General features: G+C 60.2%; 19 protein-coding genes. 5 read left to right on the forward strand and 14 right to left on the reverse strand.

Features of this window, described 5'->3' with window-relative positions; genetic code table 11:
• Positions 1-70: 70 nt before the first annotated feature.
• The 14 genes from astE to acs form a co-directional block, all read right to left on the reverse strand.
• Complete coding sequence (gene astE / locus KL786_RS27710; RefSeq protein WP_215519610.1) at positions 71-1,075, reverse strand: succinylglutamate desuccinylase; 1,005 nt, start codon at positions 1,073-1,075, stop codon at positions 71-73.
• Between the two features lie 12 nt (positions 1,076-1,087).
• Positions 1,088-1,378, reverse strand: coding sequence for a hypothetical protein (locus tag KL786_RS27715; RefSeq protein WP_029294458.1), 291 nt, complete (start codon positions 1,376-1,378; stop codon positions 1,088-1,090).
• Between the two features lie 23 nt (positions 1,379-1,401).
• On the reverse strand, positions 1,402-2,748 hold the full coding sequence (gene astB / locus KL786_RS27720; protein WP_215519611.1) for an N-succinylarginine dihydrolase: 1,347 nt from the start codon (positions 2,746-2,748) through the stop codon (positions 1,402-1,404).
• A 152-nt stretch (positions 2,749-2,900) separates the two neighbouring features.
• Positions 2,901-4,370, reverse strand: a complete 1,470-nt coding sequence (gene astD / locus KL786_RS27725) for a succinylglutamate-semialdehyde dehydrogenase (protein WP_215519619.1) — start codon at positions 4,368-4,370, stop codon at positions 2,901-2,903.
• Positions 4,367-5,392 carry an arginine N-succinyltransferase gene (astA, locus tag KL786_RS27730; RefSeq protein ID WP_032861579.1) on the reverse strand — a complete coding sequence of 342 codons (1,026 nt, stop codon included), beginning with the start codon at positions 5,390-5,392 and terminating at the stop codon, positions 4,367-4,369. The genes astD and astA overlap by 4 nt, the downstream gene beginning before the upstream one ends.
• A gap of 52 nt (positions 5,393-5,444) precedes the next feature.
• The gene (gene aruF, locus KL786_RS27735; RefSeq protein ID WP_032861580.1) at positions 5,445-6,464 is read right to left on the reverse strand and encodes an arginine/ornithine succinyltransferase subunit alpha; all 1,020 of its coding nucleotides are present in this window, start codon (positions 6,462-6,464) and stop codon (positions 5,445-5,447) included.
• Between the two features lie 160 nt (positions 6,465-6,624).
• On the reverse strand, positions 6,625-7,845 hold the full coding sequence (locus KL786_RS27740) for an aspartate aminotransferase family protein (protein WP_032861581.1): 1,221 nt from the start codon (positions 7,843-7,845) through the stop codon (positions 6,625-6,627).
• Between the two features lie 233 nt (positions 7,846-8,078).
• Positions 8,079-9,059: a transcriptional regulator ArgR gene (gene argR, locus KL786_RS27745; RefSeq protein ID WP_215519612.1), complete on the reverse strand. Its 981-nt coding sequence runs from the start codon at positions 9,057-9,059 to the stop codon at positions 8,079-8,081.
• 217 nt (positions 9,060-9,276) lie between these two features.
• Positions 9,277-10,041: an ABC transporter ATP-binding protein gene (locus KL786_RS27750; RefSeq protein ID WP_124368064.1), complete on the reverse strand. Its 765-nt coding sequence runs from the start codon at positions 10,039-10,041 to the stop codon at positions 9,277-9,279.
• A gap of 27 nt (positions 10,042-10,068) precedes the next feature.
• Positions 10,069-11,181 (reverse strand): succinylglutamate desuccinylase/aspartoacylase family protein, encoded by a 1,113-nt coding sequence (locus tag KL786_RS27755; RefSeq protein ID WP_215519613.1) that lies wholly within the window; start codon positions 11,179-11,181, stop codon positions 10,069-10,071.
• Position 11,182: 1 nt separating this feature from the next.
• On the reverse strand, positions 11,183-11,881 hold the full coding sequence (locus tag KL786_RS27760) for an ABC transporter permease (RefSeq protein ID WP_032861585.1): 699 nt from the start codon (positions 11,879-11,881) through the stop codon (positions 11,183-11,185).
• Complete coding sequence (locus KL786_RS27765; protein WP_029294434.1) at positions 11,878-12,567, reverse strand: ABC transporter permease; 690 nt, start codon at positions 12,565-12,567, stop codon at positions 11,878-11,880. The genes KL786_RS27760 and KL786_RS27765 overlap by 4 nt, the downstream gene beginning before the upstream one ends.
• A gap of 91 nt (positions 12,568-12,658) precedes the next feature.
• Positions 12,659-13,444, reverse strand: a complete 786-nt coding sequence (gene aotJ / locus KL786_RS27770; protein WP_215519614.1) for an L-arginine-binding protein AotJ — start codon at positions 13,442-13,444, stop codon at positions 12,659-12,661.
• Between the two features lie 586 nt (positions 13,445-14,030).
• The gene (gene acs / locus KL786_RS27775; RefSeq protein ID WP_038442654.1) at positions 14,031-15,986 is read right to left on the reverse strand and encodes an acetate--CoA ligase; all 1,956 of its coding nucleotides are present in this window, start codon (positions 15,984-15,986) and stop codon (positions 14,031-14,033) included.
• Positions 15,987-16,379: 393 nt separating this feature from the next.
• Between acs and KL786_RS27780 the strand changes: the two genes are divergently transcribed.
• The 5 genes from KL786_RS27780 to KL786_RS27800 all read left to right on the forward strand — a co-directional run.
• Complete coding sequence (locus tag KL786_RS27780) at positions 16,380-16,649, forward strand: DUF2790 domain-containing protein (RefSeq protein WP_215519615.1); 270 nt, start codon at positions 16,380-16,382, stop codon at positions 16,647-16,649.
• 148 nt (positions 16,650-16,797) lie between these two features.
• Complete coding sequence (locus tag KL786_RS27785) at positions 16,798-17,658, forward strand: helix-turn-helix domain-containing protein (protein WP_215519616.1); 861 nt, start codon at positions 16,798-16,800, stop codon at positions 17,656-17,658.
• A gap of 139 nt (positions 17,659-17,797) precedes the next feature.
• The gene (locus KL786_RS27790; protein WP_215519620.1) at positions 17,798-19,063 is read left to right on the forward strand and encodes a DUF1479 domain-containing protein; all 1,266 of its coding nucleotides are present in this window, start codon (positions 17,798-17,800) and stop codon (positions 19,061-19,063) included.
• Positions 19,064-19,103: 40 nt separating this feature from the next.
• Entirely contained in the window at positions 19,104-20,387 is a 1,284-nt protein-coding gene (locus KL786_RS27795; RefSeq protein WP_215519617.1) for an ABC transporter substrate-binding protein, read from the forward strand.
• A gap of 479 nt (positions 20,388-20,866) precedes the next feature.
• The coding region (locus KL786_RS27800; protein ID WP_215519618.1) for a ribonucleotide-diphosphate reductase subunit beta at positions 20,867-21,273 on the forward strand (407 nt) is incomplete at its 3' end.

Genomic DNA, 21,273 nt, shown 5'->3' on the forward strand with positions numbered 1-21,273 from the left:
TGCTGAGGCTGCTAGCTGAAACTGTCCAACTTTTCGGGGGCAGTCCATTCGACCGAGTTAGTCTCGGGATTCAGGCCAGGCCAACATCCGTGGTTGGCACAATCAGGATGCCTGCCCGCAAGCCATTCTTGACCTTGGGGTTGGGGAAAATGATGCGCGCGCCCTCCTCTTCGATCACCCAGCGGGTCTTGGCGATGTCTTCCGCCAGCAGATAGCCCTTCTCCAACTGCGAAAAATTCTCCACATCCGCCGGCAGGTGCAGGGTGAAGGCGTCGCTGTGCTTGATGATTTCCCGGGCCACGCTGAACAACTTCAGGCCGTCCAGGCCCTCGGTGGCCGGTTCGTTGCCTTCAATGATCTGCTTGAGGCGGGTTTCCAGGCGCGAGACATCCACGCCCTGGTTCTGCCCGAATGGCCGGGCCTTGCCCAACTCCAGGGTGAACGACTCGGCACCCAACTGTTCGTAGGTAAACGCCGTGAAGGTGATGGAGGTCTTGTTCTGCAACAGCACCGCTTCCATCCCCGCCGCCCGCAGGCGGGCCAGTTCGGCGCGGGAGTGCTGGCGCCCTTCCTTGAAAGGGTACAGGGCGAACTGCTCGATCTTCGAGCCACGAATCGCCGTATGCAGGTCGTAATGCAGGCGACTGCGGTCAGGCACGCTGAAAAAAGTACGCGCCAACTGCTCAAGCTCGGCCGCGCGCATCGCTTCCGGGCCGATGCTTTGTTCGTGACGGCCATTGAACAGCCGGTTGACGTCCTGTTCGAGGTAACGCTCGCCGCGACGCATGGCCTCGGGGTTGCCGAACAGGAACAGAATACGGGTGCGGGGCTTGATCTCCCCACGGGCGATGCCATGCAGCAAGCGGTCGGCCAATTCGATCGGCGCGGTTTCGTTGCCATGGATGCCGGACGACAGCAGCACATCGGCGCCGTTGTCCCGAGCTTGCGCAGGCCGCACTTCAAGTGCGCCCTCACTGAGCCAGCGCATCTGCACGCCGTCGACAGTCAGTTGAATTTTTTGCGCCGGTTCGCGACCGGCGAGGGTCAGTTCAAGCAGTTTGCCGAGGGCGAGCATAAAGCAGCTTCCTTAGTGGTTGCAGCCTGGGCCGTGGACGTGATCGTCGTCATCACCTTCAACGTCGGCCGGTTCCATTTCCAGTTGCAGGCTCATCAGGTTGGTGGCCAGGGGGCGCATCAGCAGGTTGGCGTATTCGGCGTCACCTTCTTCCACGTCCACACCGATCAGCAGTTGGCCGCGGCCGTCGTGCTGGATCCAGATTTCCTTGCCCTGCCACACCACGGCGAGACGGGTGCAGGAGGTTTCCAGCTGGGTGCCGTCGGTGTCTTCAAGGATCAGCTTCAGGGTATCTGTGGTCATAAATAAGTCTCAGCCGTGTGGCGTTAATTGATCTGGAAAGGATAAACCGAGCCCAGTTTAAGGATTTGCGTCAGTTCATCCAATGCCGTACGGCACTCAAGCAGCAACTGCGGGTCAGCCAGGTCGGTTTCGCGCAGGCTGTCGCGGTAGTGCTTGCCGACCCATTGGGTCAACGTTTCGTACAGCGGTGCTGTCATGATAACCCCTGGATTGACCGCCGCCAGTTCGGTTTCCTTCAGCGCCACGCGCAGGCGCAGGCACGCCGGGCCACCGCCGTTCTGCATGCTTTGCTTGAGGTTGAAGACGCTCACTTCAGCGATCGGCCCGCCAGAGCTGGTCAGGCCTTGCAGGTACTGCCAGACGCGCTCGTTGTTGCGGCACTCCTCGGGCACGATCAACAGCATCGAACCGTCGGCGCGGGTCAGCAACTGGCTGTTGAACAGGTAGGAACGCACCGCATCTTCCACGCTGACCAGGGCCCGTGGCACGCAGATCGCCTGGAAGTTGCCGCCGACCTTGCCCAGCTTGGCCTGCAACTCGGCGAGCATCTGCTCGGTGTTGAGGAACGCATCCTCGTGATAGAACAGCACTTCGCCGTTGCCCACCGCGATCACGTCGTTGTGGAACACCCCGGCGTCGATCACGGCCGGGTTCTGCTGGCCGTAGACCACCCCGCTATCCTGCAGGCCGTGCAAGCGCGCAACTGCCTGGGACGCTTCGAGGGTCTGGCGCGCCGGGTACTTTTGTGGCGCTGGGTAACGGGTGTCGAACGCACTGCGGCCGAACACGAAAAACTCTACGCCCGCCTCGCCATATTCGCGGCAGAAACGCGTGTGGTTGGCCGCGCCTTCATCACCGAACTGCGCCACCGCCGGCAACGCGGCGTGGTGGGCGAAGTGCTGCTGATCGGCAAACATCGCCCCCAGCACGCGGCTGGTAGTCGGGTGTTCGATGCTGCGGTGGTATTTGCAGTTGAGGTTGGCGGCGGTGAAATGCACGCGGCCATCCGCTGTGTCGGCACTCGGGCTGACGGTCGCGGCGTTGGCCACCCACATGCTCGATGCCGAGCAACTGGCCACCAGCAACGGCATGGCGTGCTTGGCCGCCTGCTGGATCACCTGGGCGTCGGTACCGGCAAAGCCAAGGCTGCGCAGTGCGGCGACGTCAGGACGTTCCTGGGGGGCGAGCACGCCTTGCACAAAACCCATTTCCATCAGGGCTTTCATTTTCGCCAGGCCCTGCAGCGCCGCCTCCCTGGGGTTGGAAGACTGCTGGCTGTTGCTCTGGGATGCGACGTTGCCGTAGGACAGACCGCCGTAGTTATGGGTCGGCCCCACGAGACCGTCAAAATTGACTTCACAGGATTTCATCGGCGAGGCTCCACGAACATCTGTTTTTATAAACAATCTTCATCACACCACAGATCGAATGTGGGAGCGGGCTTGCTCGCGAAGGCGGCGGACCAGTTACCTAATCTATCAACTGACAGACCGCATTCGCGAGCAAGCCCGCTCCCACATTTTTAGATCAGCGTAATGCCAGGGGTCAGTGTTGCTGGCAAGACCAGGCTTGAGGTCTCTAGCGAGGCCACCGGGTACGCGCAGTAATCCGCCGCGTAATAAGCACTGGCGCGATGATTGCCCGACGCCCCGACCCCACCAAATGGCGCGGTGCTCGCCGCGCCGGTCAGTTGTTTGTTCCAGTTGACGATACCGGCACGGCTTTGCAGCCAGAACTGCTGGTAGCGCGCCTCGGAGTCCGACAACAGGCCCGCGGCCAGGCCGTATTGGGTGTTGTTGGCCTCGGCAATCGCCGCTTCAAAACCGGCGTAGCGAACCACTTGCAGCAACGGGCCGAACAACTCTTCGTCTTCGCGTTCGGTCACAGCCGTCACGTCGATAATGCCCGGCGTCAACAACGCCGCCTGCGCCTGGGGCTGGGTCATTTCCAGCAGCGCCACGGCGCCGTTGGCCAGCATCAGTTCCTGGGCATCCATCAAGGCCTTGGCCGCAGCCAGGGAGATCACCGAACCCATGAATGGCGGCGGCTGCTGGTCGAATGCACCCACCGCAATCGTCGCGCTGACAGCAACCAGGCGCGCCAGCAGGGCATCACCCCAGGCGCCTTCCGGCACCAACAGGCGCCGGGCACAGGTGCAGCGCTGGCCGGCAGAAATGAACGCAGACTGGATGATGGTGTAGACCGCCGCGTCAACATCCGCCACTTCATCCACCACCAGCGGATTGTTGCCGCCCATCTCCAGCGCCAGGATTTTGTCCGGACGCCCGGCGAATTGCTGGTGCAGGTGGTTGCCGGTGCGGCTGGAGCCGGTGAAGAACAGACCGTCGATGCCCGGGTTGGAGGCCAGCGCAATCCCGGTCTCCCGCGCGCCTTGCAGCAGGTTCAACACGCCCGCGGGCAGGCCGGCTTCGACCCAGCACTGCACCGTCAGCTCGGCCACTTTAGGGGTCAGCTCGCTCGGCTTGAACAACACGGTATTACCCGCCAGCAACGCCGGGACGATATGCCCGTTAGGCAAGTGGCCAGGGAAGTTATAAGGGCCGAACACCGCGACCACGCCGTGGGGCTTGTGGCGCAACACGGCGGTGGCGTCGCCCAACGGGCCGCTCTTCTCGCCGGTACGTTCGCGGTAGCTCTGCACCGAGATCGCGATTTTATTGGCCATGCTGGTGACTTCGGTGGCCGATTCCCACAGCGGCTTGCCGGTTTCCTCGCCGATGCAACGGGCGATTTCTTCGGCGCGGCTTTTCAAGGTCGCAGCAAAGGTTTCCAGCACGCTGATGCGTTCGTCCAGCGAGCGCGTGGCCCAGGCCGGGAATGCCTGGCGGGCGGCCTGCACGGCGGACTCAACCTGCTCGACAGTGGCACCCTTGCCGGCCCAGATCACTTGCTGGGTCACTGGGTTCAGCGACTCAAAATGCTCCCCCTGACCCGCCAGCCAGTTCCCTGCGATATACAACGCATTCATTATTTCGACTCCCGGGCAGCAGACAACGGTACGGCACGCACTTGATCACCCGCCACCAGTTGCAGACGCTTGGCAGTCAGCGGATCGACCACCAGGGTGCCGGCAGCCAGGCGCGCCGGTGCGGCGGTGATGCGGCACTCTTCACGTTTACGGTTATGCATCAGGAACGGCGTGGCGTCGTCCCCCGGCGTGCCGATGGCCAGCACCAGTGCCTGGCTGTCACGCACCGCGCGGATCTTGCTGGTCTCACACTCCACCGCAGGCCCCGCGTCGAAGATATCGACGTAACCCTGGTAGCTGAAGCCTTCGCTCTTGAGCATGCTCAAGGCCGGCTCGGTGTCCGGGTGGACCTTGCCGATCACGTTGCGCGCGTCCTCGGACAAGAAGCAGGTGTACAGCGGGAACTTGGGCATCAACTCGGCGATAAACGCCTTGTTGCCTACGCCGGTGAGGTAGTCGGCCTGGCTGAACTCCATCTTGAAGAAGTGCCGGCCCAGGCTCTCCCAGAACGGCGAGCGCCCGGCATCGTTGGACACACCGCGCATCTCGGCAATGATCTTGCTGCCGAACAACTGCGGGAACTCGGCAATGAACAGCATCCGCGCCTTGGCCAACATGCGTCCGTTGAGGCCGTTGCGGTAGTCAGCATGCAGGAACAACGAGCACAGCTCGGAGTTGCCGGTCAGGTCGTTGGCCAGGAACAGCGTAGGGATCTCGCGATAGATGTTCAGCTCCTGGGAGGCGCTGACCGTCAGGCCAACCCGGAAGTTGTACCACGGCTCACGCAGGCCGACGGCGCCGGCGATGGCGGAAATCCCCACCACGCGGCCTTCGTCGTTTTCCAGCACGAACAGGTAGTCGGCATCACCACGCCCGGCTTCGCCGCGAAAGGTCTTTTCAGCCCAGCCCACCCGGTGGGTCAGGCGCTCTTCGTTGGCCGGCAAGGTGGTGAGACCGGTGCCGGTGCTGCGCGCCAACTCAATCAGGGCCGGTAAATCGCTGCTGCGTACAGGACGAACGATCATGCTATCTCCTCAGACGGGCCGCTGGTTCCAGCCACCCGCGAAACTCTGCTTTTTAAACCGCTACCAGACGCACACTGGCGCCTTCGCCGACGCCCAGGGCTTCGGCTGCTTCCAGGTCCAGGGTCACTGGCTTGCCTGGCGCGTAGTCCAGTTCCAGCATTACCGCACGGTAATCCTGCAACTGCGCGTTGCTCACCAGGTACTGGCGGCCCACGCCCTTGACCATCTCGCCGATCTTCACCGGCACCACGCGGCTCTGGGCAATCGAGCGAATCCCCGAGACCCGCGCATGCAGCGTCGGGCCGCCATCGAAGATGTCGATGTAGTGGTCAGTCTCAAAGCCTTCGCGCATCAGGATGTCGAAGGTGATCTGCGCCCGCGGGTGTACCTGGCCCATGGCTTCCTGGGCTTCATCGGGCAACAGCGGCACGTAGATCGGGTAATGGGGCATCAGTTCGGCGAGGAAAGTCCGGCTCTTCAACCCGCACAGGCGCTCGGCGGCGGCGTAGTTGAGATCGAAGAAATTGCGGCCGATGGCGTCCCAGAACGGCGAATCGCCATTCTCGTCGCTATAACCGACAATTTCGGTCACCACCGAGTCGGCAAAGCGCTCGGGGTGGCTGGCGACAAACAACAGGCGGCCACGGGAGTTGAGCTCGGACCAGGCCGACCCCACCAGCTCCGGCACCACATAGAAACTGGTCAGCAAGCTGTTGCCGGTCAGGTCATGGCACTGGGACAGGACGTGGATCTTGTTGTGGATCTTCAGTTCGCGGGACGCATGGACGAAGGTCTCGTTGCGAAAGCTGTAGAACGGCTCGGAATAACCCGCAGAGGCAACGATGGCCGAACAGCCCACCAGCTTGCCGGCAACCGTGTCTTCAAGGACAAAGAAATAGCTTTCTTCACCGTTGAAACTCACTTCGGCAGCGAAGGACGCTTCGCTTGCCGCAATCTTGTCGCTCAGGCGCTCGACATCATCCGGCAAGGAAGTGACACCAATCGGGCTGTCCGCAGCCAGACGCTGTACCTCGCCCAGATCAGCCATTTGCGCGGGGCGCATCACCAGCATGGTGTCACTCCTTAAAATCCATAATTAAAAACAGGGGGGCTCAAAACCTCTGTAGGAGCGAGCTTGCTCGCGAAGACCCCAAGAACACCGCAGGGCATCATGTGCCCCGCGTTATCGTTAACGATTTTCGCGAGCAAGCTCGCGCCTACAGAAGGGCAAATCAGGCTTGCGTGAGTGTTTTTACAGCACGCTCAAAACGATCCAGGCCTTCAGTGATATCCGCATCTTCCACCACCAGGCTCGGGGCAAAACGCACCACGTCCGGGCCGGCTTGCAGGATCATCAGGTTTTCACGCTCACAGGCGTTGAACACGTCCTTGGCCTTGCCTTTGAAGGCATCGCTCAGTACGCAGCCAATCAACAGGCCCATGCCACGTACCTGGGTGAAGATGCCGTATTTCTCGCCAATCTGCTCCAGGCGCGCCTTGAACAGGTCGTGCTTGGCATTGACGCCGGCCAGCACCTCGGGGGTGTTGATCACGTCGATCACCGCTTCGCCCACGGCACACGCCAGCGGGTTACCGCCATAGGTGGTGCCGTGCGTACCGACCACCAGGTGCTTGGCCAGTGCCTCAGTGGTCAACATCGCCGCAATCGGGAAACCACCGCCCAGGCTCTTGGCGCTGGTGAGGATGTCCGGCACCACCCCGTAATGCTGGTAAGCAAACAGGTTGCCAGTACGGCCCATGCCGGTCTGTACTTCGTCGAACACCAGCAGCGCATTGTTGGCATCGCACAGGTCGCGCGCACCTTGCAGGTACTCAAGCTCAGCCGGCAGTACGCCGCCTTCTCCCTGGATCGGTTCCAGCACTACGGCGCAGGTCTTGTCCGACACCGCGGCTTTCAGCGCGGCCAGGTCGTTGTAAGGAACGTGGGTAATGCCGGTGATTTTAGGACCGAAGCCATCGGAGTACTTGGACTGGCCACCCACGTTGACGGTGAACAGGGTACGGCCGTGGAAGCTGTTCAGCGCGGCGATGATCTCGTATTTCTCACTGCCGAAACGGTCGAACGCCACGCGACGGGCCAGCTTGAAGGCGGCCTCGTTGGCTTCGGCGCCGGAGTTGCAGAAGAACACACGCTCGGCAAAAGTGGCGTCGATCAGCTTATGGGCCAGGCGCAGGGCCGGCTCATTGGTGAAGACGTTGGAGACGTGCCACAGCTTGTTGGCCTGTGCGGTCAGTGCACCGACCAGCGCCGGGTGGGCATGGCCCAGCACGTTAACTGCGATGCCGCCGGCAAAGTCGATCAGCTCGCGACCCGCCTGGTCCCACACGCGCGAACCTTCGCCACGCACAGGGATGAATGCGGCAGGTGCGTAGTTCGGCACCATGACCTGGTCGAAATCGGCACGTTGCACCGGGGCTTGCTCAACGGACATCGGAGTCTCCTGAAGAGGAACGCCTGCCTGGAACTGGCGGGCGATGCAGGGATTGTAAGGACAGTTTTCAGCGCGGCCTTGTCGCCAAGCGACAACTTCTTATAGCGCCAACCCGCGTTTTTCGTGGGTTTACGCCAATGCGACAAATAGCGTCGCAAAGGCGCAGTTTAAACAGATGACAGGGGTTTGCGGCAGTGCCGTAGGATTTTTCGCCCAATGGGCAAACCGAGTGCTTAGCCGCGCTCGGACGGTACCGACGACAATTCGAACGGGCTACTGCTGCGTCGCTGGTTGCGATCTTCCCGTGGCGTGGCGCCAAAGAAGTTGCGGTAGGCACTGGAGAAATGCGGCCCCGAGGAAAAGCCGCACGACAGGCCGATCTGGATGATCGACTTGCTGGTTTGCATGAGCATCTGGCGGGCCTTGTTCAGGCGCAGTTCCAGGTAGTACTGGCTGGGAACGCGGTTGAGGTATTGCTTGAAGATTCGCTCCAGTTGTCGTCGCGACACGCACACATGCTGGGCAATTTCATCGGTGGTCAGCGGCTCTTCGATATTGGCCTCCATCAACAACACCGCCTGGGTCAGCTTCGGATGACTGGAACCCAGGCGGTTTTGCAGCGGAATGCGCTGACGCTCGCCGCCTTCACGGATGCGCTCCACCACCAGTTCTTCGGAGACCGCACCGGCCAGTTCGGCGCCGTGGTCACGGGCCAGGACCGCCAGCAACAGGTCGAGTACTGACATACCGCCGCAGGCGCTCAGGCGATCACGGTCCCAATCGAACAGATGACTGGTGGCAATGACCTTGGGAAAGCGCTCGGAAAAGTCGTCCTGCCAGCGCCAGTGCACGGCGGCGCGATAACCATCGAGCAGACCCAGTTGCGCCAACGGGTACACCCCGGCCGACAAACCGCCAATAACACACCCGGCACGCACCAGTTGCTTGAGGGCGGAACCGAGTTGCGAGGCGATGACGGTAGGCGGCTCATCGGCCAACAGGAACAGTTTCTGAAAACCTTCCAGCTTGCCGGCCCAGGGTTCGCCGGGCAATTTCCACTCCCCCTCGACCGGTGGCTCGGCTTGCAGGAACGACACCTCGTAGACCACATCCGGATGCACCCGCTGGGCAACGCGCAAGGCCTCCTCAGCCAGCGCAAGCGTCAGGGCTTTAGTGCTGGGCCAAATCAGGAAACCGATGCGATGGGCTGTCATGGAAGGCTATCCGAAACGAAAAACGGCAATGAAGACAAGGGCCAATGCTAGCCCGTAAACAAACATAATCCACTGCAGGAGCGAGCTTGCTCGCGAAAAACCCAAGACCGCCACGGGGTATCAGGCGCCCCGCATTATCGTTAACGCTCTTCGCGAGCAAGCTCGCTCCTACAGGGGGTGAAGCATGCACTATTTCAGTGCACAAAAGCAGCGCTGGTTATTTCAAGCTACCGGACAGGAACTGCTGCAACCGCTCGGACTGCGGGTTGACCAGCACTTCGCGCGGGTTGCCTCGTTCTTCAACAATGCCTTTGTGCAGGAACACCAACTGGTTGGACACTTCACGGGCAAAGCCCATTTCGTGGGTCACCACCACCATGGTCCGACCTTCCAGGGCCAGGTCCTGCATGACTTTCAAGACTTCGCCAACCAGCTCCGGGTCGAGGGCCGAGGTTGGCTCGTCAAACAGCATCACCTCAGGCTCCATCGCCAACGCACGGGCAATCGCCACGCGCTGCTGCTCACCACCGGACATATGGCCGGGGAACGCATCCTTACGATGGCCCACACCAACTTTGGCCAGGTAATGCTCAGCCTTCTCGCGGGCGTCTTTTTTCGACATGCCCAACACATGCACGGGTGCTTCCATGACGTTTTCCAGCGCGGTCATGTGCGACCACAGGTTGAAATGCTGGAACACCATCGACAGGCGCGAACGCATGCGCTGCAGCTGTTTCGGATCGGCAGCCTTCATGGCACCATCCTTGTTGGCCACCAGCTTCAGTTCTTCGTTATTGAGCAGGATCTTGCCGGCATGCGGCTGCTCCAGCAGGTTGATGCAGCGCAAAAAGGTACTTTTGCCCGAACCACTGGAACCGATGATGCTGATCACATCACCGGCCGCGGCGGCCAGGGATACCCCTTTGAGCACTTCATGACTGCCATAGCGTTTATGCAGGTCTTGGACTTCAAGTTTGTACATGCGGTCGGTTCTCACAAAAACAGTTGGTCAGTCGTTGAGCAAGCGCCCGTGACGCAGCGCTTCGCGCCCCGCCACCTTGGCCAGCCAGAAACCCGCTTGGGCATAACGTAGCCGTTCAACGGCAAACAACACCCCCGAGGTGCCGGCACAGACAATGCTGACGCGGTCGGCCACAGGGTCAATCACTTCAAAAATCGGTTCGCCGGTTTCCACCCAGTCACCGGCCTTACGCAGGTAACTGATCACTCCGGCGTGGGGTGCAAACAGCAATTCGGTGCCCTCGAAGGGCACGCCTTCACACGGCTCGTATTGCGGCGCCGTAAATTCACCGTTGATCAGGCCCTGCTCGGCGAGGAACGCGAGGATGCCTTCGGCATGGAAGATGGCCTCGTCGCGTCCGGTATCGGCCTGGCCACCCAGCTCCAGGGTTGTCGCCAGGCACGCCAGGGGAATCTGTGCCTCGGGAAACGCCCGCGACAAACGCAGCCAGGGCAGCGAGCAGGCTTCATCAAACGAACTGCCACCGGAGTCTTCCGCCAACAGGCCGACTTTTACATTCAAGTGCGCCGACAACGAACGCCATTGCGGCCAGTGCTGGGGCAGCGCGTACATGTGCAGCGCGGCTTCGGCGTCGCAGTGCAGGTCGAGGACCACATCGGCGGTGCAGGCGTGGCTCAGCAATACCCGTTGCATGCCTTGCAGCTGGCTGCTCGGCTCAGGCAGCGCGTTGAGCGTGTCGTTCATCGCCTGGCGGATCATGCGCACGTTGGCGTGGGGATCATCCCCCAGCTTGCCCTCCAGCAAGGCCGCAACCGGTTCGCTCAACTCCACGAAATCACGGTTGAAGTTCTTGCCGCTGCCAATCTCGAAACGCCCCTGGTGGCTGCCTTGCAGCAACTGGCCCAGGCCCATCGGGTTGGCCACCGGCACCAGCTCGATCACCCCGTTGAGGGCACCCTGCTGCTCCAGTTCGGCCAGGCGCTTTTTCAGCTCCCAGGCCGCGCGCATCCCCGGCAACTCATCGGCATGCAGGCTGGCCTGGATATACGCCTTGCGCTCGCCGTGACCGAAACGGAATACCGTCAGCTGGCGCTCGCAGCCCAGGTGCCCCCAGGGCAGTACGTGATCGATGCGTTCCATATCAGTGCTTCCGTGGAGCCAGGTAGCTCAACCAGCGACGCTCGGCCAATTTGAACAGGCGCACCAGGATGAACGTCAGGCACAGGTAGAACACGCCAGCGGTGATATAGGCTTCGAACGGCAAGTAGTACTGCGCGTTCACTGTACGCGCGGCGCCGGTGATGTCGATCAGGGTGACGATGGAGGCCAGGCTGGTGGTCTGCAACATCATGATCACTTCGTTGCTGTATTGCGGCAGCGCCCGGCGCAGGGCCGATGGCAGCAGGATCCGGCGATACAGTTTGTAGCGCGACATGCCCATGGCCTTGGCTGCTTCAATCTCGCCATGGGGCGTGGCCTTGAGGCTGCCGGCGATGATTTCGGCGGTGTAGGCGCTGGTGTTGATGGCAAAGGCCAGGCACGCACAGAAGGTCGCACTGGACAACCACGGCCAGAGGAAACTCTCGCGCACCGCTTCGAACTGGGCCAGGCCGTAGTAGATCAAGAACAACTGCACCAGCATCGGCGTGCCACGGATCACGTAGGTATAGAGCCAGGCCGCACCATTGATCAAAGGCTGCTTGGAAACCCGCATCAACCCCAGGGGCACGGCGGCGAGCAAGCCGAAGAACAGCGAGATCAACAGCAATTTGAGGGTGGTCAGCAGGCCGCCAAGGTACAGCGGCATGGCCTCCCAGATGACGTTGTAGTCGAAGATCATAGATCAGCCGCCTTTACGCCTACCGAGTAGCGCTTCTCAAGATAACGCAGGGCCAGCAACGAGACGCTGGTGATCACCAGGTACATCGCCGCCACCGCGAGGAAGAAGGTAAAAGGTTCGCGGGTGGCATCTGCCGCCTGCTTGGCCTTGAACATCATGTCTTGCAGGCCTACCACCGAAATCAGCGCAGTGGCCTTGGTCAATACCAGCCAGTTGTTGGTGAAGCCAGGGATCGCCAGCCGGATCATCTGCGGCACCATCACCCGGAAAAACACCTGGAACGGGCTCATGCCATAGGCCATGCCCGCTTCGGCCTGGCCCTTGGGGATGGCCATGAACGCACCACGGAAGGTTTCCGACAGGTACGCGCCAAAGATGAAACCCAGGGTGCCGATACCGGCGGCCAAGGGGTTCAAGTCAATATAGTCGTCGTAGCCCAGTAGCGGCGCGACGCGGTTGAGCAGGTCCTGGCCGCCGTAGAAAATCAGCAGGATCAGCACCAGGTCGGGGATCCCGCGGATCACCGTGGAGTACAGGTCACCCAGCCAAGCCAGCCAGCGTACCGGCGACAGGCGCAATGCGACCCCGATCAGACCCAGAACAATGGCCAAGGCCATGGACGACAAGGCGAGCTGAAGCGTCAACCATGCGCCATCGAGGATAACGGCCCCGTAGCCTTTCAACATGATTCAGGTCCTCGAAAAGGCGGATGAAAAAATGGCGCAAACTTCAGAGACCCTGGTGCTTGCGCCATTCTGGACAGACAACTGCGAAGGTTTACTTGGCGTCAGCGCCGTAAATATCGAAGTTGAAATACTTTTTCTCGATTTCTTTGTACTTGCCATTGGCGCGGATCACGGCGATGGCCGCGTTGATGCGGTCCAGGTTGGCCTTGTCGCCTTTACGCACCGCGATACCGATGCCGTCGCCGAAGTATTTGGCGTCGGTGAACGCAGGACCTACGAACGCGTAGCCCTTGCCTGAGTCGGTCTTCAGGAAACCGTCTTCGAGCAGGGTCGCGTCAGCCACGGTGCCATCAAGGCGACCGGCAGCCACGTCCAGGTAGATTTCGTTCTGCGTGCTGTAAGGAACGATGGTCGCACCTTTAGGCGCCAGGACTTCCTTGGCGAAACGGTCGTGGATCGAACCGCGCTGTACGCCGATCTTCTTGTCCTTGAGCTCAACCAGGCTGTCGCTGACGGTCACGCTGTCCTTCATCACCAGGCGTGCCGGGGTCAGGTAGTAGCGGTTGGTGAAGTCCACGGACTTCTTGCGGTCATCAGTGATGGACATGGACGACAGGATCGCGTCGATCTTGCGTACTTTGAGGGCCGGGATCAGGCCGTCGAATTCTTGCTCGACCCAGGTGCACTTGACCTTCATCTCTTCGCACAGAGCGTTGCCGATGTCGTAGTCAAAACCGACGATGTTGCCGTCCGGCGCCTTCGAGGCAAACGGAGGGTAGGCTGCTTCGATACCAATTTTCAGCGGCTTCTCTTCAGCGAAGGCCTGCATGGACAGCACGGACAGCGCCAGGGCGCCCAACAGCACGAGTTTCTTCATCTTGGGACTCCATCGGTATAGGACAAAAACAGCAGTATGAGCCATGGCCCACGATGCGACTGAGTGAAACCGAATAGCGGTGCTGCGTCCTACACCAGTTCAACACGGCGACGACGAGCGAGTGATCGGCATTCTAACGACAGGCCGGAAGCCGATATTTCCTCAATGCGACAACAATTTACAGAAGCACCGAGAAAGCGACTCCAACACATTGACAGTCTCTGTTTTTTATGCAGGGACAAAAGATATTAAACCTATTAACGCTGCAAATTGCGGGCCTATTATTCGCAAACCCTTCTATTCCGGCAAGTGTAGCGTTTGATCTTATTTTGCCGGGTGTCTAAAACGGGTGTTTTCAGGGCACGGATGTAGCACTTTGCCTCATGTTTGGGCGCAAGGTTACACATTTGCACCGCTGGGTAACATTCAGAAATGCCCTACGAGATAAACCGATATTTATTGGCTTGGTGCTGAGAACGGTCTGTCAGCCACCCCAGCTCCCACATCGACCCTATTTCATATTCAAATGCCCACAAAAAAGCCCCACCCGGCCTACGCCGAATGGGGCTTGGTCCCACAAACCTGCTTACGCGACGTTCATGGTCTTGTGGGTATCAATCAAATGCTGCACCACGCTTGGATCGGCCAGGGTGGAGATATCCCCCAGCCCGTCATACTCGGCGGTGGCAATCTTGCGCAGGATGCGGCGCATGATTTTCCCCGAACGGGTCTTCGGCAAACCGGGCGCCCACTGGATCACGTCCGGTGAAGCAATCGGGCCGATCTCCTTGCGTACCCAGTTCTTCAGTTCCAGGCGCAGCGCTTCGCTTGGTTCCTCACCGTTTTTCAGGGTGACATACACATAGATGCCCTGGCCCTTGATGTCGTGTGGCACACCGACCACGGCCGCTTCGGTGACTTTCGGGTGGGCAACCATGGCGCTTTCGATCTCGGCGGTGCCCATGCGGTGCCCGGAAACGTTGAGCACGTCATCCACGCGGCCGGTGATCCACCAGTAGCCATCTTCGTCGCGACGTGCACCGTCGCCAGTGAAATACATGCCCCGGAAAGTCTTGAAGTAGGTGTCGACAAAACGGTCATGGTCGCCATACAGCGTACGCGCCTGGCCCGGCCACGAATCGAGGATCACCAGGTTGCCTTCGGCGGCGCCCTCGATGATGTTGCCCAGGTTATCCACCAACGCCGGTACCACGCCAAAGAACGGACGTGCCGCCGAACCCGGCTTGAGGGCGTGGGCCCCCGGCAATGGGCTCATCAGGGTCGCGCCGGTTTCGGTCTGCCACCAGGTATCGACAATCGGGCAACGGGATTGGCCGACGTTTTTGTAGTACCAGTCCCACGCTTCCGGGTTGATCGGCTCACCCACCGAACCCAACAGGCGCAAGCTGCTGCCATCGGTGCCTTCGCAGGCGGCGGTGCCGGAAGCCATCATCGCGCGGATCGCGGTCGGTGCGGTGTAGAGGATGTTGACCTTGTGCTTGTCGACGATTTTCCCCACCCGCGTGATATCCGGGTAGTTCGGTACGCCTTCGAACAACAGCGTGGTCGCGCCATTGGCCAGCGGACCGTAGACGATATAGGTGTGGCCAGTGACCCAGCCGACGTCGGCGGTGCACCAGTAGACTTCGCCCGGGCGGTAGTCGAACACGCGCTCGTGGGTCAGGGCCGCGTACAACAGGTAGCCGCCGGTGGTGTGCTGCACGCCCTTGGGCTTGCCGGTGGAACCGGAGGTATAAAGGATGAACAACGCTTCTTCGGCGCCCATCTCTTTTGGCGCGCAAACGGTGCCCGCCACTTTCATCAGGTCTTCGTACCAGATGTCGCGATGCTGGTTCCACTTGATCTGGCCATTGGTGCGCTTGCACACGATGACTTTCTGGATGCTGCTGGTTTCCGGGTTGGTCAGCGCGTCGTCGACGTTGGCCTTGAGCGGCACCTTCTTGCCGGCACGAATGCCTTCGTCGGCAGTGATCACCACTTTGGATTTGCAGTCGATGATGCGACCGGCCAGGGCCTCAGGCGAGAAACCGCCAAACACCACCGAGTGAATCGCACCGATGCGGGTGCAGGCCAGCATGGCGACCACGGCTTCGGGAATCATCGGCATATAGATGGTCACCACGTCGCCGCGATGCACATCCTGGCCACGCAGGGCGTTGGCGAACTTGCAGACTTGTTCATGCAGCTCGCGGTAGGTGATGGTGCGGCTCTCGGAAGGGTCGTCGCCCTCCCAGATGATCGCTGCCTGGTCGCCGCGCTCGGCGAGGTGGCGGTCCAGACAGTTGTAGGAAACGTTGAGGGTGCCGTCAGCAAACCACTTGATATCAACATGGTGATCGTCGAACGAGGTCTGCTTGACCGTGGTGAAAGGCTTGATCCAGTCAAGGCGCTTGGCTTGCTCGCGCCAGAAGCCGTCGGGGTTGACCACCGACTGCTGGTACATGGCCTTGTAGGTCGCCTCGTCGGTCAGCGTGTTGGCTGCTACTTCGGGGCGAACGGGGTACAGGGAAGCCGCACTCATCTTTCTTACCTCGGTGACTATAGTTGTTGTTGTATGGCCCTGTTGTAGCCGGGGCAGGCCTATAGAACCATTCGACGATGGTAGTAACAAGCCCCTACAAATTGCCCTGATATGCCCTTTAAACGCTCTGGCCCGGTGGCTGTAGCGCGTTTTGCCGTGCAGGAAAAAACCTCTGTCGTGGATTGTTACGAAAACCGCCAATAGTGTTTATCAAAAGCACGGGTATATGAATATAACCCAGGCGCCTAAAATCAACCCCGCCAACAAGGCACCGTGATTAACCAAGTTGCAGCCCCCACGAAGGCACGTTAATCCGAACTCTCTACTCAAGTTACACACGTGGCCTCACAAGGGCCCCGTGCCCCCCTTCGACTGTAAAAAGGTAAATTGGAAATGAAAGCTTTATTAGTTATGGCCCTTGCCAGCCTGTGCGCTACCGCAGCCCTGGCCGACGAGATCCCGACTGACGTAGCCAGCCAGAGCACCGCTATTGTTGAGGAATACACCTACGCCACTGACCTGGATATTGCCAAGGTCGTGTCCATGAGTTCCATCCCGAATGTCTGCGAAGTTGTTCCCGCACGCATGGAATATGAAGACCACCAAGGCCATCGGCATATTCTTAATTACAAAGTCATGGGCAATGGTTGCTCTAACGGTTAATGACTTAGTTAGTTAAAAACTATCCAGGCACTGTTCGCCGCAAGGAATCGTTCTTGCGGCAAAGTCAGGTGTTCGCGCCTCCCCTCTCGCTTGAACTGAGTGCTACGATTGTGGCGTCGCTACCTCTGCTGCAAGGCAGGATGGGTTCATGAGAGCCAGTTTCGAGAAAATCCCCACCGAGGCCAATACCTCCTGGACCCTGTTGAACAGGCGCCTGGCGCAGGCGATCCCGTTTGAATGGCATCACCACCCCGAGTACGAACTGACCCTCACCCTCAACAGCCGTGGGCACCGCTATATCAGCAATGACGTGGCGCTGTACGATGATGGCGACCTGGTGCTGGTGGGCCCGAACGTTCCCCATAGCTGGTCTTCGGCCGAGACGATCGACCCGGGCAAACCGCACATCGCCCTGGTCATCTGGTTTTCCGAAGCCTGGGCCGATTCATTGGTGAAACTGTTCCCGGAAATGGCCGCGACCCGCGCCCTGCTCACCGCCGCGCAGCATGCACTGAGTTTCAGTGACGCCACCTCGCGCACACTGCGCCCGGTGATCGAGGCCATGGTGGAGCAAGACGCTTCCCAGCGCCTGATCTCGCTATTGACCGTGCTCAACACCCTGTCGCGGGATGTCGCAGCCCAGCGTATCGCCGTGCAAAACACGCCTCATATTATTGAAGATGCGCGTATCCGCCGGGTCCTGGACTACCTGCACGGCCACTACGCCCAGCCCCTGAGCATTCCTGAGCTGGCACAAATGGCCTGCGTCAGCGTTTCGGCCTTCCATCGCATGTTCCGTCGACACACACGATGTACAGCTTTGGACTACATCGTCCGGCTACGCATCGGACACGCCTGTGCCCTGCTGATGCAAGGCAAGCTGGCCGTCAGCACCATCGCCGAACAGGTGGGTTACGCGTCCCAGGCCCTGTTCAACCGGCAGTTCAAGGCGCACAAAGGCATGACACCTTCAGACTTCCGTGGCCGGCACGGGCATCACTTCCAGTAACAGCAGACCAGCCTGATTCTTCTGCCTCACCTTAAATAAACGCCACAATCGTATTGCTCAACGCTGCAAATGAGACTGCCCCCCAGGCAGGCCAGAGTGATTCCATACCTGCATGAATAATAAAAATGCAGGCCAGCCCATGAGCAACTACCAGACCTTCGCAAGCGCCGAATTGCCAGCCGACCACAAGCGCAACATCGTCGCCATGAAAAAGGCGCTGCGCGCACAGATCGGCGACGTGCCGGCGCTATTTGCCGAAGTCAGCGCCTTTATCGCCACGGAAATTGCCTCGATCAAGGCCCAGCAAGCCCTGACCGGCTCCGCCTGGCCCGAACTCGACTTCGCCACCATCGCCAACGGCCAGATCAGCGAAGCACAACGCGCGCTGATCAAGCGCCGAGGCTGCCTGGTCATCCGCAATCATTTCCCCAGGCAGCAAGTGCTGGGGTGGGACAAAAGCCTGCTGGACTACCTGGATAACAACCTGTTCGACGCGGTTTACCGCGGGCCTGCCGACAACTTTTTCGGCAACCTTGAGGCCTCGCGCCCGGAAATTTTCCCGATCTACTGGTCCGACGCCCAGATGCAACTGCGCCAGCACGAACGCATGGGCAGTGCCCAGTCATTCCTGAACCGCCTGTGGACGGTCGACTCCCACGGCCAGCAGTGGTTCGACCCGGATACCAACGCCCTGTATCCGGATCGCGTACGCCGTCGCCCGCCCGGCACCACGTCCAAGGGTCTGGGCCCGCACACCGATTCCGGGGCGCTGGAACGCTGGCTGCACCCGGCCTACCTGAAAGTGTTCGAGAAGATTTACCACAACGACTTCAAGTCCTACGACCCGTGGGACGCCGCCTATCGCACCGAAGTCGATGAATATGCCTACCCGGGCACTAAATGTTCGGCCTTCCGTACCTTCCAGGGCTGGACCGCGTTGTGTGACATGAGCGCCGATCAGGGTGTGCTGCATACCCTGCCGATCCCCAAGGCCATGGCCTACTTGCTGCTGCGCCCACTGCTCGAAGACGTCCCCGAAGATGAACTGTGCGGCGTTGCGCCGGGCAAGGTGCTGCCCATCCTGGAGCAATGGCACCCGCTGCTGGTCCAGGGCATGACGCCAATCCCGGACGTGCAGGCCGGCGATTCGGTGTGGTGGCACTGCGATGTAGTCCACAGCGTCGCCCCCGTTGAAAACCAACAGGGCTGGGGCAACGTGATGTACGTACCTGCCGCGCCCATGTGTCCGAAAAATCTGCGTTATGCCAAGGATGTACTGCGGGCATTCGAGCAAGGCATCTCGCCAGATGACTTCCCCCGTGAGGACTACGAAAAACACTGGAACGATCGCTTCATGAAATCGCAACTGAACGCCTTTGGCCGCAAAGGACTGGGGCTGGAATAACCTCCTCCCTCTCACCACAAAAACAAAAAGGGTCACCCCCATGAAAACCCTCAATCGCCTTGCCGTTGCCATCTCCCTCGCCAGCCTCTGCACATTCGCCGCCCATGGCGCCGAGAGCAAAGGCAGCGTTGAAGTCGTGCATTACTGGACCTCGGGCGGGGAAGCCAAATCGGCGGACGTGCTCAAGCAACTGATCGAAAAAGATGGCTTCACCTGGCAAAACAGTGCCGTGGCCGGTGGCGGTGGTGCAGCCGCCATGACCGTACTCAAGACCCGCGCCGTGTCCGGCAACCCGCCCTCTGCCGCGCAGATCAAGGGCCCGGATATCCAGGAATGGGGCAACCTGGGCTTGCTGACCAACATCGACGAGGTGGCCAAGGCGAACAACTGGAATAGCCTGCTGCCCGAAAGCATCGCCAGTTTGATGAAATATGACGGGCACTATGTTGCCGTGCCGCTGAATATCCACCGCATCAATTGGCTATGGACCAACCCCGAGGTACTCAGAAAAGCCGGGGTCGCCAAAGCCCCCACCACCCTGGAAGAACTGTATGCCGCGGGCGATAAGCTCAAGGCGGCGGGTTTTATCGCGATTGCCCATGGTGGCCAACCCTGGCAGGACACCACGGTATTTGAAGGGTTGGTGCTGAGCATCCTCGGCGCAGACGGTTTCCAGAAAGCCTTCATTGACCATGACGAAGCCACATTGACCGGCGCGAAAATGACAGACGTGTTTAGCGCCCTGCGCAAATTGAAGTCCTACATGGACCCTGACGGCGCCGGGCAGGACTGGAATCTCGAAACGGCCAAAGTCATCAACGGTCGGGCCGGCATGCAGATCATGGGGGACTGGGCCAAAAGTGAATGGACGGCGGCCGGCAAAAAGGCTGGCATCGACTACGAATGCGTGCCCTTCCCCGGTTCACAAGGGGTCTATAGCTACACCATCGACTCGCTGGCCATGTTCAAGCTGTCGAGCAAAAATGACACGCCCGGCAATAATGCTGCGCGCGATGACTTGGCCAAGATCGCGCTGGAGCCGCAATTCCAGTACATCTTCAATCAGAACAAAGGCTCTATCCCCGTGATCAAGGGCCTGGACATGAGCCAGTTCGATAGCTGCGCCCAGGCTTCGGCCAAGGATTTTGCCGACGCTGAAAAAGCCGGCACCCTGGCGCCCAGCATGGCGTTCAATATGTCCACCTCGCAGGCTGTGCAAGGCGCGGTCTTCGATGTGATCAGCCACTTTATGAGCGACAAAAACGCCGATCCGGCCAAAGCGGGCAGCCAGCTGTTTGCCAGTATCAAAGCGGCTGCCCAGTAGCTTTGGCCGCCCGCTCCTTGCGCCGTTTGGCGCAAGGACTTTGTGTCCAATCCACACTCCGATTGTTTAAGGCCAGGCCTTCAGAAACGCCGGCTATCGCCTGTCAAAAAAATCCTAGCCTGATAAACCCCCGTAAACTCGCGCTCTGGCCTCAAATGCCGTCATTTTGACCTTCGACTGAGGCCATCCGCCGCAACACAAAGCTAAATTTTTCCCTATAATGCGCGGGTAAATCGGGCCTGCAATATCCCTTTACATGGGATCACGAGCCAGGCCTGAGGCCCCGCAGGAGCACGACACCGTCGCTCCGCCCCTCAGGCCTCAAGCAGAACACCCGTAGCCCATTGCGTTTAATGCCTGCGCGAGCTGTTGCAACAAACGATTCCTTAAAGATCCACCGCGGCCCCTGGGCCGTGTGAACACCCAACCATCCGGTTTCACACGGGCACCATTGGCCCTCACGCAGGAGACGACACGTCATGCTGAGCTGGGACGAATTCGACAAAGAAGAAGAAGGCGAAGTAGCCGCTAAAGGCGCCAACGCCGGCCACGCCACCGAAGCCAACATGGACCGCCTCGACGGTGCCGGCGCTGCCGCCGCCATCGAAGCCCGCGCCGTCACCGCCAATGACTCCGCCGCCATCGTGCGGGCCAAGGCTGCCCTGGACAAACTCGACGTCGCCGAAGGCCTCGCCGAGCTCGAAGGCGCCAGCGCCCGTGTTGCCGTTGACGAAAAGCGCATGATCAACTGCCGCGCCGACCTCAACCAACTCGTGCCTTTCAAGTACGACTGGGCCTGGCAGAAGTACCTCGACGGCTGCGCCAACCACTGGATGCCGCAAGAGGTCAACATGACCGCCGACATCGCCCTGTGGAAAAACCCCGA

This window comes from Pseudomonas sp. TAE6080 (genome assembly GCF_018732265.1).
GTDB lineage: Bacteria > Pseudomonadota > Gammaproteobacteria > Pseudomonadales > Pseudomonadaceae > Aquipseudomonas > Aquipseudomonas brenneri.